11 protein-coding genes and 1 riboswitch are annotated in these 16,564 nt (G+C 72.0%); of the genes, 7 read left to right on the top strand and 4 right to left on the bottom strand.

Annotated features, from left to right (window positions below; genetic code table 11):
* Window positions 1-14 precede the first annotated feature (14 nt).
* Both ACWXWW_RS07040 and ACWXWW_RS07035 read left to right on the top strand, forming a co-directional pair.
* Window positions 15-2,072 carry an ABC transporter ATP-binding protein gene (locus ACWXWW_RS07040; protein WP_455969445.1) on the top strand — a complete coding sequence of 686 codons (2,058 nt, stop codon included), beginning with the start codon at window positions 15-17 and terminating at the stop codon, window positions 2,070-2,072.
* Between the two features lie 43 nt (window positions 2,073-2,115).
* Window positions 2,116-3,189, top strand: a complete 1,074-nt coding sequence (locus ACWXWW_RS07035) for a winged helix DNA-binding domain-containing protein (protein ID WP_455969444.1) — start codon at window positions 2,116-2,118, stop codon at window positions 3,187-3,189.
* A gap of 105 nt (window positions 3,190-3,294) precedes the next feature.
* On the opposite strand, the gene ACWXWW_RS07030 is transcribed toward ACWXWW_RS07035, so the two are convergent.
* On the bottom strand, window positions 3,295-5,151 hold the full coding sequence (locus ACWXWW_RS07030) for a phosphoenolpyruvate carboxykinase (GTP) (protein ID WP_455969443.1): 1,857 nt from the start codon (window positions 5,149-5,151) through the stop codon (window positions 3,295-3,297).
* Window positions 5,152-5,271: 120 nt separating this feature from the next.
* Here ACWXWW_RS07030 and ACWXWW_RS07025 point away from each other — a divergent pair, with 120 nt between their 5' ends.
* The 3 genes from ACWXWW_RS07025 to ACWXWW_RS07015 all read left to right on the top strand — a co-directional run bounded on the left by ACWXWW_RS07025 (window position 5,272) and on the right by ACWXWW_RS07015 (window position 7,577).
* A complete protein-coding gene (locus ACWXWW_RS07025; RefSeq protein WP_416383290.1) occupies window positions 5,272-6,720 on the top strand; it encodes a helix-turn-helix domain-containing protein in 1,449 nt (482 codons plus the stop codon).
* 204 nt (window positions 6,721-6,924) lie between these two features.
* Entirely contained in the window at window positions 6,925-7,104 is a 180-nt protein-coding gene (locus ACWXWW_RS07020; protein WP_455969442.1) for a hypothetical protein, read from the top strand.
* A gap of 32 nt (window positions 7,105-7,136) precedes the next feature.
* Window positions 7,137-7,577 (top strand): hypothetical protein, encoded by a 441-nt coding sequence (locus ACWXWW_RS07015; RefSeq protein ID WP_282979444.1) that lies wholly within the window; start codon window positions 7,137-7,139, stop codon window positions 7,575-7,577.
* 3 nt (window positions 7,578-7,580) lie between these two features.
* On the opposite strand, the gene ACWXWW_RS07010 is transcribed toward ACWXWW_RS07015, so the two are convergent.
* From ACWXWW_RS07010 to glyA, 3 genes are all read right to left on the bottom strand, one after another.
* Complete coding sequence (locus tag ACWXWW_RS07010) at window positions 7,581-9,161, bottom strand: AMP-binding protein (RefSeq protein WP_455969441.1); 1,581 nt, start codon at window positions 9,159-9,161, stop codon at window positions 7,581-7,583.
* A gap of 133 nt (window positions 9,162-9,294) precedes the next feature.
* Window positions 9,295-10,176, bottom strand: a complete 882-nt coding sequence (locus ACWXWW_RS07005) for a bifunctional methylenetetrahydrofolate dehydrogenase/methenyltetrahydrofolate cyclohydrolase (protein ID WP_282979446.1) — start codon at window positions 10,174-10,176, stop codon at window positions 9,295-9,297.
* Between the two features lie 120 nt (window positions 10,177-10,296).
* Window positions 10,297-11,595: a serine hydroxymethyltransferase gene (glyA, locus tag ACWXWW_RS07000; RefSeq protein ID WP_324014105.1), complete on the bottom strand. Its 1,299-nt coding sequence runs from the start codon at window positions 11,593-11,595 to the stop codon at window positions 10,297-10,299.
* 34 nt (window positions 11,596-11,629) lie between these two features.
* Window positions 11,630-11,713, bottom strand: a riboswitch (ZMP/ZTP riboswitch).
* A gap of 57 nt (window positions 11,714-11,770) precedes the next feature.
* Between glyA and ACWXWW_RS06995 the strand changes: the two genes are divergently transcribed.
* The gene (locus ACWXWW_RS06995; RefSeq protein WP_455969440.1) at window positions 11,771-12,937 is read left to right on the top strand and encodes an N-acetylglucosamine-6-phosphate deacetylase; all 1,167 of its coding nucleotides are present in this window, start codon (window positions 11,771-11,773) and stop codon (window positions 12,935-12,937) included.
* A 364-nt stretch (window positions 12,938-13,301) separates the two neighbouring features.
* On the top strand, window positions 13,302-16,532 hold the full coding sequence (locus ACWXWW_RS06990) for a sigma-70 family RNA polymerase sigma factor (protein ID WP_455969439.1): 3,231 nt from the start codon (window positions 13,302-13,304) through the stop codon (window positions 16,530-16,532).
* Window positions 16,533-16,564: the final 32 nt, after the last annotated feature.

Here is a 16,564-nt window from a genome sequence, read left to right as displayed (position 1 = left end):
CGGAAGGAGACCCCGTGAGCCAGACCGCCCCGCGCGCACGCCGCTCGCTCTTCGCGCGACCGCGTGCAGAGGAAGGACCGCGCGCGTCGTTCCGGCAGCTGCTCCCCTTCCTCCTGGAGCACCGCGGCGTGCTCGTCGTCGTCGCGGTGCTGAGCATCGTCGAGGCGGTCGCGACGCTCGTCCAGCCGCTCCTCATCGGGCAGGTGATCGACCGCGTCCAGGCCAGCTCACCTCTCGGGTGGCTGCTGTGGGCTCTCGTCCTCCTCGTCCTCGCCTCGAGCGCCGTGGGCGCGTACCAGCACTACCTCCTGCAGCGCACGGGCACCGCGGTCGTCCACTCGAGCCGGCGCCGCCTCATCGCGCGCATCCTCCACCTCCCGGTGAGCGAGTTCGACGCGCGGCGCACCGGCGACCTCGTCTCGCGCGTCGGCACCGACACGACGCTGCTCTACGCCGTCCTCACCCAGGGCCTCGCCGACAGCGTGGGCAACGCCCTCCTGTTCGTCGGCGCCCTCGTGGCGATGCTCTTCATCGACCCCGTGCTGCTGCTGACGATCGTCGGCGTCATCGGCGTCTCCGGTGCCGCCGTCGGGCTCCTGTCCGGTCGCATCCGCGCCGCATCGGCCGCGCAGCAGGAGCGCGTGGGCGAGCTCTCGAGCGGCGTCGAGCGCGTGATCGGATCCATCCGCACCATCCGCGCGGCGGGAGCGACCGACCGCGAGCAGGAGTCGGTCGGCGCGATGGCGACCGCCGCGTACCACGCCGGCATCCGCGTCGCGAAGGCGTCTGCGCTCGTCGTCCCGGTCGCGGGCATCGCGATGCAGGTCTCGCTGCTCGTCGTGCTCGGCGTCGGCGGCATGCGCGTCGCATCGGGAGCGCTCACCATCGCGAGCCTCGTCACGTTCGTGATGTTCCTCTTCCTCCTCATCATGCCCCTCGCCTCGGCGTTCGGGGCCATCGCGAGCGTCGGCCAGGCGCTCGGCGCGCTCGGGCGCATCCAGGAGGTCCTCGACCTCCCCACCGAGGACGCCGACGACCGCGTCCGCGCCGACGCCGCGCCGGCGACCCCGCGCGGCGGCAGGACGGACGCGCGAGAGCAGGACCCCTCCGCGGGAATCCTCCTGCAGCGGGCGGATTCTCCTGCAGCGGATGGCACGGGCGCGACGGCAGCGGATGGCGCGACACCGGCGACCGCGGATGGCGCGGCGCCGGCGACCGCGGATGGCGCGGCGCCGGCGATCGCCTTCCGCGACGTGCGCTTCGCCTACCCCGCGGCCGCGGTCGCGGCACGCGAGGAGGCGGCGCGCGAGGCGCAGCGGGCGATCGAGCGCGCGCACCTCGAGGCGGGGCCGCTCGACGAGGAGGCGGCGCAAGCGCCGAGCGAGGCCGACCGCGAGGTGCTCCGCGGCGTCTCCTTCGAGGTGCCGCACGGCGCGCGCGTGGCGCTCGTCGGCCCGTCCGGCGCGGGCAAGTCGACCATCCTCTCGCTCATCGAGCGCTTCTACGACCCGACGGGCGGCGCGGTCCTCCTCGACGGCGTCGACATCCGCGATCTGGCCCGTGCCGAGCTGCGGTCGCATTTCGGATACGTCGAGCAGGACGCGCCGACGCTCGCCGGCACTCTCGCCGACAACCTCCGCCTCGCCTCGCCCGACGCGAGCGACGCCGACTGCGACCGCGTGCTGCGCGCCGTGAACCTCGGCGAGATCGTCGACCGCAGCCCGCTCGGGATCGACACCCCGGTGGGCGAGGACGGCGTCATGCTGTCCGGAGGCGAGCGCCAGCGGCTCGCGATCGCCCGCGCGCTGCTCGCGGCTCCGCCCATCCTGCTCCTCGACGAGTCGACGTCGTCCCTCGACGGCGTCAACGAGCAGAGGATGCGCGAGGCGATCGACGCGGTCGCCGAGGGGCGCACGCTCATCGTGATCGCGCACCGCCTCTCGACCGTCGTCGACAGCGACCGCATCATCGTGCTCGATCGCGGCCGGGTGATCGGCCAGGGCACGCACTCGGAGCTCGTCGCGAGCGTGCCGCTCTACCGCGATCTCGCGAAGCACCAGCTGCTCGTGTGAGTCGCCTTCCCCGATGTCGGCGGCCACGGGCAGGATGGGCGGCATGGATCTCCCGGCCCTGCGGCGAGCGCGCCTGCGCCACCACCGGCTCGTCGCTCCCGCGCGCACGCCCGTCGACGCCGCCCGCCATCTGACCGCCACCCAGTCCCAGGACTTCTGGGGCGGCCGGCTGGCTCTCGCCGCACGGACGCGCGGCGCAGGGGTGTCGGCCGTCGACCGCGCCTACGACCGCGGCGCACTCGTGCGCGCGTGGACCCAGCGCGGCACGCTGCACACCGTCGCGGCCGAGGACCTCGGCTGGATGCTGTCGGTCACCGCCACGCGGATGCTGCAGGCCGACGCGAAGCGGCTGCGCGACCTGGGCATCGCCGACGACGACATCGCGCGCGCCGAGACGCTCGCCGTGGGCGCCCTGCGCGGCGGCGGCCGCCTGACCCGCGCGGAGATCGCCGCGGTCTGGGAGTCGGGCGGCATCTCGACGGCCGGTCAGCGCGGCTACCACCTCATCGTCACGCTCGCGCTCCACCGCGTCCTCGTCTGGGGCCCCGTCGTCCATCGCGACGGGGTCGAGCCGCGCGAGCAGCACCTCGTCCTCGCCGAGGAGTGGATCCGCGAGTCCGCATCGCCCGCCGACCCGCTCGCCGAGTTCTTCGCGCGCTACATCGCGGGGCACGGACCGGCCACGGCGCGCGACTTCGCCTGGTGGGCCGGGCTCCCGCTCACCACGGCACGCGCGGCCGCTGCCGCCGCGGCGGATCGGGTGAGGGTCGTCCGCGACGCCGACGAGCCGCTCTACGCGTCTCCCGCGCGGCCGCGCACCGCTCCCGACGCCGCGCGGACGTTCGCCCTGCCGACGTTCGAGGAGTTCTACATCGCCTACGCCGACCGCACCGTGACCGCATCCCCCGAGGCGCTCGCGGCCGCAGGTCCCGGCGCCAACGGCATGGTGCGGCCCCTCATCGTGCACGACGGCGAGATCGTCGGCGTGTGGAAGCCGCCCGCGATGGCGCAGCGGGCGACGGGCGACGCGCAGATCGAGCTCTTCGCCGACGCTCCGATCGACGCATCCGACGCGCGCACCGCGGTCGACCGGGCCATGGCCATCCTGCGCGCGTGAGCCGAGCATGAAGCGGCCCGCCCCGGATCGGAAGGGGGCGGGCCGCTGGGGTGCGTCACCCGGCGTGCGGTCCGGGTGGACGCGGCGGAAGGCCGTCTGTGCGGATCAGGCCTTCGCGGACTCGAGACGCTCGCGAAGAGCCGCGAGCTGCGCCCGCAGCGCGGTCGGGACGCGGTCGCCGAACGTGTCGTAGAACTCCTCGGTGAGCGCCGCCTCGGCGAGCCACGACGTCGGGTCGACCTCGAAGAGCTCCTCGAGGTCGGCTGCGGGCACATCGATGCCGTCGAGGTCGAGGTCGGCGACGACCGGCAGCAGGCCGATGGCGGACGGCACAGCCTCGACCTCGCCCTGCAGGCGACGGATGATCCAGTCGATCACGCGCGAGTTCTCGCCGAACCCGGGCCAGAGGAAGCGGCCGTCAGCGCCCTTGCGGAACCAGTTGACCTGGAAGATCCGCGGGAGCTGCTCGGCCTTGCCGCCCATCTCGAGCCAGTGCCCGAAGTAGTCGGCCATGTTGTACCCGCAGAACGGCATCATCGCGAACGGGTCGCGACGCAGCTCGCCCACGGTGCCCTCGGCCGCCGCGGTGCGCTCCGACGAGATCGTCGACCCGAGGAAGACGCCGTGCTCCCAGTCGAACGCCTCGACGACGAGCGGGACGTTCGTCGCGCGACGGCCCCCGAAGAGGATGGCATCGAGCGGCACCGCCTCCTCCCAGTCGTCCGCGATCGACGGCGCCTGATCGGCGGCCACGGTGAAGCGCGAGTTCGGGTGGGCGGCCGGGCGGCCCGCGTCCGGCGTCCAGTCCTGGCCCTGCCAGTCGATGAGGTGCGCGGGCGTCTCGTCCGTGAGGCCCTCCCACCAGACGTCGCCGTCGTCGGTCAGCGCGACGTTCGTGAAGAGCACGTTGCCCCACAGCGTCTCGACCGCGGTGACGTTCGTCGACGCGCCCGTGCCGGGTGCGACCCCGAAGAACCCGGCCTCGGGGTTGATCGCGTGGAACCGGCCGTCGGCGCCGGGGCGGATCCACGTGATGTCGTCGCCGAGGGTCTCGACCTTCCATCCGGGGATGGTGGGGCGCAGCATCGCGAGGTTCGTCTTGCCGCAGGCCGACGGGAAGGCCGCGGCCACGTGGTACGCGCGGCCGGCGGGGTCGATGACGCGGATGAGCAGCATGTGCTCGGCCATCCAGCCCTGGTCGCGCCCGAGCACCGAGGCGATCCGGAGCGCGAAGCACTTCTTCGCGAGGATGGCGTTGCCGCCGTAGCCCGAGCCGAACGACCAGACCTCGAGCGTGTCGGGGAAGTGCACGATGTACTTCTCGTCGTTGCACGGCCACGCGACGTCGGCCTCGCCCGGCTCGAGCGGGGCTCCGACGGTGTGCACCGTGCGCACCCAGTCGGCTCCCTCGGCGATGAGGCGCGTGACGTCGTCGCCGACGCGGGTCATGATCTCGATCGACGCGACCGCGTACGGGCTGTCGGTGACCTGCACGCCGATCTGCGAGATCGGACCGCCGACCTTGCCCATCGAGAACGGCACGACGAACATCGTGCGGCCGCGCATGGAGCCGCGGAACAGCGGGTTCAGCGTCTCGCGCATCTGCGCGGGGTCGGCCCAGTTGTTCGTGGGGCCGGCGTCCTCCTCGCGCTCCGAGCAGATGTACGTGCGCGACTCGAGGCGCGCGACGTCGCCGGGGTGCGATCGCGCGAGGAACGAGTTCGGGCGCTTCTCGGCGTCGAGCGGGATGAGCGTACCCGAGGCCACCATGTCGGCGATGAGCGCGGCGTTCTCCTCCGCGGAGCCCGAGACCCAGTGGATGCGATCGGGCTGGGTGAGACGGGCGATCTCGTCGACCCACGCGGCGAGCTCGCGCATGCCGGCGCCGTCGTAGGCGGGCCGTGCGCCGAAGCCGGCGAGGGCGTCCGTCGTGTGAGGGGCGAGGGGTTCGGCGATTGCCATCAGAGCTCCTTGTGGGTGAGACGTGGTCGCCATGCCAGGTTCTCTCGGTTCTGCCGCCTTTTCGGCCATCCGAAGTCGAAAGAATGATGGATCTTTAGCTATCATCAAGGAATGCCTCCGATGAGCGACCAGAAGACCGGCCTCGAGCTCAAGACCCTCGGCCACCGCATCCGCCATCACCGCGTGCAGCGGGGGCTGACGCTCGACGAGCTCGGCGCGCTCGTCGGGGTCGCCGGAAGCCAGCTGAGCCTCATCGAGAACGGCAAGCGCGAGCCGAAGCTCTCGCTGCTGCAGGCCATCGCCGACGCCGTCGACACGAACGTCACCGACCTCATCTCAGGAGAGCCGCCGAACCGCAGGGCCGCCCTCGAGATCGAGCTCGAGCGGGCGCAGTCGAGCCAGGTGTTCCGCCAGCTCGGCGTCCCGCCGATCAAGGTGACCAAGGGTCTCAGCGACGAGACCATCGAGTCGATCATCGGCCTGCACCGCGAGCTGCAGCGCCGTGAGAACGAGGCGATCGCCACCCCGGAGGAGGCGCGGCGCGCCAACACCGAGCTGCGCCTGCGGCAGCGCGCGGCCAACAACTACCTGCCCGAGATCGAGGAGCTCGCCGAGCGCCAGCTGCGCGCGGCCGGCCACACCTCGGGCGCCCTCAAGCACCGCACGGTGAGCATCATGGCCGAGCAGCTCGGCTTCGAGCTCATCTACGTGAACGACCTGCCCTCGTCGACGCGCTCGATCACCGACCTCGAGAACGGCCGCATCTACCTGCCCCCGGCGTCGATCCCCGGCGGCCACGGTCTCCGCTCGATGGCTCTGCAGGCCATGGCTCACCGGCTGCTCGGGCACGAGCGGCCCACCGACTACGCCGACTTCCTCCAGCAGCGGCTCGAGATCAACTACTACGCCGCCTGCTGCCTCATCCCGCAGACCGCCGCGGTGGCGTTCCTCGAGCAGGCGCGCAAGGACCGCAATCTCGCCGTCGAGGACTTCCGCGACGCGTTCGGCGTGACGCACGAGGCGGCGGGCATGCGGATGACGAACCTGCTCACGACCCACTTCGGCATGCGGCTGCACTTCCTCAGGGTGGGCAGCCAGGGCCAGGTGGAGCGCGTGTACGAGAATGACGGCCTGCCGCTGCCCGAGGATGTGACCGGTGCGATCGAGGGCCAGATCGTGTGCCGCAAGTTCGCGGCGCGCAACGCCTTCGAGCAGCAGAACCGCACGACCGAGCACTACCAGTACACCGACACCCCGGCCGGCACGTTCTGGTGCGCGACGCAGACGGGCTCGCGCAGCTCGGGCGAGTTCTCGATCACCGTCGGCGTCCCGTTCGACGACGCGAAGTGGTGGCGCGGACGCGAGACGCAGGTGCGCGCGTCGTCGAGCTGCCCCGACGAGTCGTGCTGCCGGCGGCCGCCGAGCGTCGCGGAGTCGCCGTGGCGCGGCAAGGCGTGGCCGAGCGCGCGCGTCCACACGCACATCTTCTCGCCGCTGCCCCGCGGCGCCTTCCCGGGCGTCGACGACCTCGAGGTCTACGAGTTCCTCGACCGCCACAGCGAGCACTGACCTCCCCCGCCCCCCTTCTGCATGTCTCACTCGCCGTGGTTTCGGCGGCCCCTTTCACACCCCGTGTGAGACATGCAGAACCTGGACGGGGTCATCCCGGAGGAGGACCCTGGGATGACCCGGGTTCATCCCCCAGCGGGATGTGCGCGACGCCCCGCCGGGCGGAAGCTGGAGCAGTACCAGCCGCCGACCCGAGGAGCCGTCATGCCGGCCACCGCCATCCCCTCGCCCTCGCAGCCCCCGAGCGCATCGCGCCGCACGGGGCTCGTCGACCCCGCGTACAGCGCCCTGCGCATCGCCGCGGGCTCGCTCGTCTTCCTCGGCACGGAGTCGACCGTGTCGGTGAGCACGCTGCGCCTCGCGGGCGAGCCATCCGCCTCGTAGCCGGCGAGCGGCCGGCGTGGCAGGCTGAGGCCATGAAAGCGTGGTTCATCCGGCTCGTCTGCCTCTACCTCTTCGACGTGCTCGTGCTCGCGGTCGTCGGATGGCTCGTCCCGTTCGTCTCCGTCGGCTGGGCCGCGTGGTGGGCGGCCCTCGTGCTCGCGCTGGCGACGATCTGGCTCAAGCCGCTCCTCGCACGGATCTTCCGCGGCGCCGCGTCCTCGCTCGCGCGGCGGGCGCGCATCGGCGAGAAGCTCGTCCAGTACCTCGCGACGTTCCTCGTGCAGCTCGTCATCTGGATGCTCGTGGTCGCCCTGTCGGACGTCGACGTGCGCGGCTGGTTCTGGGGCTACGTCCTCCCGCCGCTCTACCTGCTCGTCGCGTGGGTCGTCTACGACCTCATCGACGACCGCTTCGAGCGCCGGGCGACGCGGATGCTCGACGACGCCCGGGCGCGCATCAAGCGCCGCGGATGATCCTCACTCCTCCGCCAGGCGGGCCTTGAGATCCTTGCGGAGGATCTTGCCCGATGCGGACTTCGGGATGGCGTCGACGAACTCGACCCGGCGCAGCTTCTTGTAGGGCGCGACCTGGCCGTTGAGCTCGGCGAGCACGGCGTCGGCGTGGGGCTCGCCCTGCGGGACGACGAAGGCCACGGGCGCCTCGTCGCCGTCCTCGAGCGGCTCGCCCACGACCGCCGCATCCGCGACGCGGTCGCTCGCGAGCAGGAGCGCCTCGAGCTCCGCGGGCGCCACCTGGTAGCCCTTGTGCTTGATGAGCTCCTTGAGCCGATCGACGATGAACACGGCCCCGCTCGCGTCGTACGCGGCGATGTCGCCCGTGCGCAGCCACCCGTCCTCCGTCAGGCACGCGGCCGTCGCCTCCGGGTTGTCGAGGTACCCGAGCATCACCTGCGGCCCGCGCACCCACAGCTCGCCCGAGCGCGAGCGCCCCTCCTCCGGCACCTCGATCACCGCGTGCGTCTCGATGTCGACGATCTGCGCCTCGGTGCCCGGCACGGCGGGCCCGATCGACGAGAGCGGGACGCCGTCGCTCGCGCCGCGGACCATGGCGTGCGAGACGGGGCTGAGCTCGGTCATGCCGTAGCCCTGCAGCACCTCGACGCCGAGACGGTCGGCGACCGCGCGGCCGAGTCGCTCGTCGAGGGGCGCGGCTCCCGAGAAGACCGTGCGCAGGGCGCTCAGGTCGTACTGGTCGACGAGCGGGTGCTTCGCGAGGGCGACCGCGATCGGCGGGGCGATGAACGCGTAGGAGACGCGGTGGTCCTGCAGGACGCGCAGGAACTCCTCGAGATCGAACCTCGGCATCGTGACGAGCGTCGCACGCGCGCGCAGCGCGAGGTTCAGGAGCACGGTCATCCCGTAGATGTGGAAGAACGGGAGCACCGCGAGCAGGCGCTCCTGCGGCGACACGTGCAGTCGCGCGACGCACTGCTGCACGTTCGCGACGAGGTTGCGGTGCGAGAGCATGACCCCCTTGGGCAGGCCCGTCGTGCCCGACGAGAACGGGATCACGGCGACCTGGCTCCGCGCCTCCGGGGTCACGTCGGGGGCGGGATGGCCCTCGGCCAGCAGGTCGCGGAGGGTCGGGAACGCGTCCCACCCGTCGAGGACGACGATGCGCTCGGCCGGGATGCCGGTCGCCTGCGCTGCGGGCACCGAGCCGGGCGCGAGCGGCGAGACCGTCACGTGCGCGACGGCCCTGGCCATCCGCAGCTGCTTCTCGATCTCGCCCGGCGTGAAGAGCGCGTTGACCGTGGTCGCCGTCGCGCCGGCGCGGAGGATGCCGTGGAAGGCGATCGCGAAGGCCGGGGTGTTGACCGCGTGCAGCGAGACCACGTCTCCGGGGCCGATGCCGCGCGCGGCGAGCGCGCCCGCGAAGGCGTCGATCGCGTCGACGAGCGCTCCGTAGGTCAGCGGGTCGCCGGTCCGGCCGTCGATGAAAGCGACGAGGTCGCGCTCGTCGTCGCGGAGATCCGCGAACAGGAGGTCGTAGACGGGTGCGTCGGGAATGGTGAGCTCGGGCTCCGGAGCGTGCATGATGGCCTCTCGTCCCCTTCAGGGCCGCCCCTCCGACGGCCCCTCCGGTCGCCGTCGACCGGATGCGGGGAGTCTCTCACGAAGAACCCCGGCCCGACGAGAGCGGACCGGGGTTCGTGTCGGCGGACGCGACTCAGGCGAGGGAACGCTCGGCCGCCTCGACGACGTTCGTCATGAGCAGCGCCACGGTCATCGGGCCCACGCCGCCGGGGTTCGGCGACAGGAAACCCGCGACCTCGGCGACGTCGGGGTGCACGTCTCCGAAGACCCGCTGCCTCCCAGTCTCGGGGTCGGTCTCGCGTGTGACGCCCACGTCGAGCACGGCCGCGCCGGGCTTGACGTCCTCCGCGCGGATGAGGTGCTTGACGCCGGCGCCCGCGACGATGACGTCGGCCTCACGCAGGTACGGCGCCATGTCGGGCGTGCCCGTGTGCACCTGGGTGACCGTCGCGTTGACGTCGCGCCGCGTGAGCAGGAGCCCCATGGGGCGGCCGATCGTCACGCCGCGGCCGACGACCACGACGTGCTTGCCGTTCAGGTCGTACCCGTTGCGCACGAGCAGCTCGATGACGCCGCGGGGCGTGCACGGCAGCGGAGTGGCGATCGGCGCGTTCACGTTGAGCACGAGACGGCCGAGGTTCGTCGGGTGCAGGCCGTCAGCGTCCTTCGCGGGGTCGATGCGCTCGAGCACCGCGTCCGTGTCGATGTGCTTGGGCAGCGGCAGCTGCACGATGTAGCCGTGGCACGTCGGATCGGCGTTGAGCTCGTCGATCAGCGCCTCGACGTCGGCCTGGGTCGCGTCGGCCGGCAGCTCGCGCTGGATCGAGTTCATCCCGATCGCCACCGACTGCTTGTGCTTCATGCCGACGTACAGCTGCGACGCGGGGTCGGCGCCGACGAGCACGGTCGCGATGCCGGGCGTGACGCCCTTCGCCGCGAGGGCGGCGACCCGCTCCGCGAGCTCCGCCTTGATCGCGGCCGCGGCCGCCTTGCCGTCGAGAATCTGTGCGGTCATCCGTCTTCGTCTTCCCTCGTTCGTGGGTCAGAACCCGTCGAGACTAGTGCCCGTCGTCCAGGCCAGCGCGGGGAGCGCTGGCTTCGACGACCGGGGCTAGTCTCGACGGATCGGGGCGCCTCAGACGCCTGCGTAGCCCTGGCCGACCTGCTCGAGGCCGGGGTAGAGCGGGAACGCGTCGGCGAGCTTCGCGACGCGCTCGCGCAGGGCGTCGACGTCGGCGCCGGGGAGCAGCGCGAGGGCGATGATGTCGGCGACCTCGGTGAACTCGGCGTCGCCGAAGCCGCGCGTCGCGAGCGCGGGCGTGCCGATGCGCAGGCCCGACGTGACCATCGGCGGGCGCGGGTCGTTCGGGACGGCGTTGCGGTTGACCGTGATGCGGATGTCGTGCAGGAGGTCCTCGGCCTCCTTGCCGTTGATCGCGGCGTCGCGCAGGTCGACGAGCACGAGGTGCACGTCGGTGCCGCCCGAGCGGACCGCGATGCCCGCGTCCTTCACGTCCTGCTGCGAGAGGCGATCGGCGAGGATGGCCGCGCCGCGGACGGTGCGCTCCTGACGGTCCTTGAACTCGGGCGTCGCGGCGAGCTTGAACGCGGTCGCCTTGGCGGCGATCACGTGCATGAGCGGGCCGCCCTGCTGACCCGGGAAGACGGCCGAGTTGATCTTCTTCGCGATGTCGGCGTCGTTCGTGAGGATGAAGCCCGAGCGGGGGCCGCCGATCGTCTTGTGCACGGTCGACGAGACGACGTGCGCGTGCGGGACGGGGCTCGGGTGGACACCCGCGGCGACCAGGCCCGCGAAGTGCGCCATGTCGACCCAGAGGTACGCGCCCACCTCGTCGGCGATCTCGCGGAACGCGGCGAAGTCGAGCTGGCGGGGGTACGCCGACCAGCCGGCGATGATGACCTTCGGCTTGTGCTCGAGGGCGAGGCGGCGCACCTCGTCCATGTCGACGAGCGAGGTCTCGGGGTTCACGCCGTAGGCGACGATGTCGTAGAGACGGCCGGAGAAGTTGATCTTCATGCCGTGCGTGAGGTGGCCGCCGTGGTCGAGCGAGAGGCCGAGGATGGTGTCGCCGGGGCGGGCGATCGCGTGCAGCACGGCGGCGTTGGCGGTGGCGCCCGAGTGCGGCTGGACGTTCGCGAACTCGGCGCCGAACAGCTCCTTGGCGCGGGCGATCGCGAGCTCCTCGGCGACGTCGACCTCCTCGCAGCCGCCGTAGTAGCGGCGGCCCGGGTAGCCCTCGGCGTACTTGTTCGTGAGCACGGAGCCCTGCGACTGCAGCACCGAGACGGGCACGAAGTTCTCCGACGCGATCATCTCGAGGAAGCCGCGCTGGCGATCGAGCTCGCGCTGCAGCACCTCCGCGATCTCCGGGTCGACCTCGGCGAGGGGGGCGTTGAACAGCGGATCGGTCATGGCGATCTCCAGACGACAGACGAAAAGGGGTCATCGCATCGGCCCAGGCGTGCGGTCGAATGCCGTCTCGGTCGCTTCCCGGTGGTGCACCACCTCAACGCCAGTCGCGACGCGAACAGCATAGCCGACCCGAGTCGGATGGCCGCGGTCGGGTGGATGTGGGAGGGTCGGGAGCATGGGGACCGTGATCCACTCGACGCTGCTCGTCTCCGACCGCCGCGCGGAGCGCGACGGCTGGATCCGCTTCGAGGACGGACGCGTCTCGTCGCGCGGCGACGGAGACGGATGGCGCGCCGCAACGCAGACGGGCGATGTCGTCATCGACGCGGCCGAGATCGCGGGCGACGGCGCCGTGCTCACGCCGGGGCTGATCGACCTGCACGGGCACGGCGGTGCGGGCGCCGCCCACGAGGACGGGGCGGACGCCATCCGGACGGCACGCGCTCTGCACCGGGCGCACGGCACGACGCGAGCGGTCATCTCGCTCGTGACCGGCTCCGTCGACGACCTCGAGGCGCGCGTCGCCGCCATCGGGCGCCTCGCCCAGCACGAGGACGACATCCTCGGCAGCCATCTCGAGGGGCCGTTCCTGGACCCCGGCCATCACGGCGCGCATGACCCCGAGCTCCTGCGCCACCCCGACGCCGACACGGTCGCGCGCCTGCTCGCGGCAGGCGAGATCGGCGGAACCCAGACCATCCGGCAGATCACGATCGCCCCCGAGCTGCCCGGCGCGATCGACGCGATCCGCGCCATCTCAGCGGCGGGGGTCATCGCGGCGATCGGGCACACCGACGCCGACGCCGACGCGACCGCGGCGGGCGTCGACGCCGGTGCGACGCTCGTGACGCACGCCTTCAACGCGATGCCGGGCATCCACCACCGCCGGCCGGGGCCCATCCCCACCGCGGCGCGCGACGACCGGGTCGTGCTCGAGCTCATCGCCGACGGTGTGCACGTCGCCGACGCCGTGATGCTCATGCTGCTCCGGGCGGCGCCGGGCCGGGTCGCGCTCGTGACCGACGCGATGGCGGCGACCGGCATGGCCGACGGCGACTACGCGATCGGCGCCCTCGACGTGGTCGTCGAGCAGGGCGTCGCGACGGTGCGCGGCACCGACACCATCGCGGGCTCCACGCTCACGCAGGACGTGGCGCTCCGCCGCGTCCTCGGGCTCGGCGTCCCGCTGCCCGACGCGGTCGGGGCGCTCACGGCGACACCCGCCAAGGTGCTGCGCCGCGACGACCTCGGCACGCTCCGCACCGGGGCGATCGCCGATGCGGTTCTGTGGAGCCGCGAGCTCGAGGTCGCGCGCGTCTGGACGGCGGGCGCCGTGCGCTGAGGCGTCCGGAGAGAGATCAGGGGCCCGGACCCCTCCCCCGAGTGTCCGAGCCCCTCGTCGCGAGCGGCGATGCCGCCTCGCGAGACCTCCGACCCGAAGCTCCCCAGCAGCTGGGCGGAACGTCCCTCACCGCATGAGACGGCGGTGGGGCGGTTTCATTACGCGACTTCCGAGAAATTTGTCGAACTCCGGATGTGACCGTGCCATCGGGCGGAAAATCCCCCGTGAATCCCTACATCGGGGTGGCGGAGCCGCCCGATCCGCGGGAGGATGTTCACCGGCCTGACGACCCGACGTCGGCCGCACGCGCACCCGCCGCCACCGATGCGACGAGGGGTGTGCCCACCGACACGGACCCGCACCTATGACCACAGACGACGAGAACCTCAGCGACGGCGAGGCGCCGGCATCGGCGACCCCCGACGCGGATCTCGTCCTACGCACCCGCTCGGGCGACCACGACGCGTTCGGCGAGCTGTGGCGACGCCACTACCGATCGGGCATCGTCGCCGCGCGGTCGATCACGTCGAGCCTCGACGCCGACGACCTCGTGCAGGAGTCATACGCGAAGATCTTCCAGTCGATCCAGCGCGGCAACGGGCCGACCGGCTCGTTCCGCGCCTACCTCTTCACGACTATCCGCAATGTGGCGGCGTCGTGGGGCCGCGCGCGCACGGAGGCGACGAGCGACGCGCTCGAGGAGGTCGAGGACCCGGAGTCGACCGAGGTCGCCACGGACGAGGCGCTCGACCGCAGCCTCACCCACACCGCCTTCCGCAGCCTGCCCACGCGCTGGCAGGAGGTGCTCTGGTACACCGAGATCGAGCAGATGAAGCCCGCGGAGATCGCGCCGCTGCTCGGCATGAAGGCGGCCGCCGTCTCGCAGCTCGCGTTCCGCGCTCGCGAGGGGCTGCGCGAGGCGTGGATCCAGGCGCACATCGCCTCCGTCGAGGACGGGTCCGCGCACGCCTGGACGATCGAGCGCCTCGGCGCGTACACGCGAGGCAACCTCGGAGCGCGCGACCAGGCCAAGGTCGACGCGCACCTCGGCGAGTGCGCGCGCTGCGCGATCGTCGCCTCGGAGGCGAAGGAGGTCGGCAGCCGACTCGCCCTCGTGCTCCTGCCGCTCACGATCGGCGTCACCGGCACCGCCGGCTACCTCGCATCGCTCCAGCGTGACGAGTCGGCGCTCGTCGCGCTCGCGGCCATGCCGTCGTCGGTATACGAGGGCGCTGTGGCGGTCGCGGGCGGAGCCGTCGGCGCCGGAGCGGCCACGGGCGCGGCAGCGGATGGCGCCGCCAAGTCGGTCGGGTTCGCTGCGGCGGGCGGCGGGACGGGCGGATCGGGCGGCTCCGCCGGCGGGTCGGCGTCGAGCTCCGCGTGGACGATCGGCGGGCTCGTCGGCGCCGGGATCGCGGCCGCCGCGGTCGCGGGCACGGTGCTCGCGGCGACGCTCACGGGCGGCTTCGCGGGATCCGCGAACGAGGCCGCGTCGGCATTCGAGGACGCCGCGCAGCCCGACGCGTCGATCGAGGCCTCCGACGAGCTGCTCGCGCAGACCCCGGCTCCCGAGGAGCCGATCGCTCCCCCGGTCGACGAGCCCGCGCCATCCGCTTCGCCGACCCCGACGCCGACGCTCACTCCGGCGCCGGCTCCCGAGCCGAGCGCCGAGCCCCAGCCGACGGCCGAGCCTCAGCCGACCGCCGAGCCCCAGCCGACAGCCGAGCCCACGCTCGAGCCGCAGCCGACCGCCGAGCCCGAGCCGTCAGAGGCGCCGTCGCCCGAGCCGAGCCCGTCGGAGGAGCCCGCGCCGAGCCCATCGGACGAGCCGTCGCCCGAGCCGACGCCGCAGCCGTCGGAGCCCGCGCCCGAGGTCGAGAGCCCCGCGCCCATCGGCTTCGAGCGTGCGTCCGTCGTCGATGCACGCGAGCGCATCGTCCAGGTCGACGTGACCGGCGAGCCCGGTGAGCCCGTGGCCGTGACCGAGTCGAGCTCGGCACCCGCTGCGGCCTCTGCGATGCTCCTCTTCACGGCGGTCGACGCGGATGCCCTCGCGGAGGGCGAGTTCTCGGCCGACGGCGTCGCGGAGCTCCAGTTCGCCCTCACCGCCGTCCAGGTGATGGACGACGTCACGCTCGAGATCGCCTATCGCGACGTCGAGGGCGAGTCGTTCGTCGCGTCGCTGTCGACGCTGGGCGTGCGCGATCCGCTGCTCGAGGCCGTCGAGCCCGAGCCGACTCCGACTCCGACTCCGACTCCGACGGTGACGCCGACCGCGAGCCCGACGCCCACGCCGGAACCGACGCCGACTGAGACGCCGGTGCCCCCGCAGCGGATCGACATCGGCGCGGCGGTCGATGTCGACAAGAACGCCGGAACCGTCGAGTTCGCTGTGACCGGCGAGGCCAGCAAGCAGGTTTCCGTGTACGTCAACGGGTCGACCTCGTCCGACGACTCGCGAACGCTCGATGCTGAGGGGAAGGCCACGCTCACCATCGCGCTCGGCCCGGGCGAGGTCCGAGACGATCTGCCGATCGAGGTGCGCTATCGGGATGGCGCCCTCGCGGGCCTCGAGGACCGCACGACGCTGGGCGAGCTGATCGATATCGAGGATGTCGCGATCAACGACGAGCTCGACGTCGCTGGAGTAGAGATCAACGACAAGGCGAATAGCGCCAGCGTGAGCATCTCCGGCGAGCGCGACGCCGAGGTGAATCTTCAGCTTGGGGGCGCAACAGTTGCGTCGCTGCCTCTTACCGGGGGCACCGCGGTCGTGGCCCTTCCCCTCACTCATGACCTCGTACAGAGGAACGCAGAGATTCGCGTGGCATATGCTTCGTCGCACGCGACAGCTGCGCCTGTCTCGCGAACGCTCGAGGATCTCGGGCTTCGCACGCTACTCGATGTCGACCTCAGCATCAGCACCGCGCTGCTGGACGACCAGGCAGAGCAATTCACCGTGATCCTGCCGATCAGCGGCGAACCTCATGCTCCGCTAATCGTCGAGATCGGCGGCGTCGAAGTGCCTTCGGAACCTCTCGATGCTGCCGGGCGAGGTTCAGTAACCGTCGTCCCTGAGCTCGACGGAAATCGCCTCGCCTCAAATGACACCGTGGTGATCCGCTACGGCGACGCATCGGTGTGGGGCGCTGCGGCCATGCCAACCACGCTCTCCGAGCTCGGTGTCGAGAGCCTGATCCCAGTCGACCTCGAGGCGACCACAAGCGTGGCAGGCTCCGACGGGGTCGAACGCACCACGATCACGCTGCATGTCGTCGGCAAAGCAAGGGCATCCGTCACCCTTAAATATGCGACAGGCGATGGCGACGCCACAGAACACCTGCCGACCTACGAAGGTGAGGTGACTGCATCAACCGTGCTCGGCGACGACGGCAACGGTGTGCTCACGTTCTCACGTAACCGAGCTCAGCTTGAAGCCGAGTATTGGGACTTTGCAGACGAGCTGCGCATCACCTACGACAACCCGGCGTACGGATCGCCTGTCGAAGGCCTGATGTTCTCTGTCTACCCAGACCTGTACGGGCAGCTCCCACCTTTGGGCGCGTTCCTCGACCTTGCCGCCGGGGGTCGTTAGCACCATCCCACTCCTCTGACCCGGCTACCCTC

This window comes from Microbacterium sp. KNMS (assembly GCF_053851835.1).
This window is presented reverse-complemented; position numbering and strand designations above follow the sequence as displayed.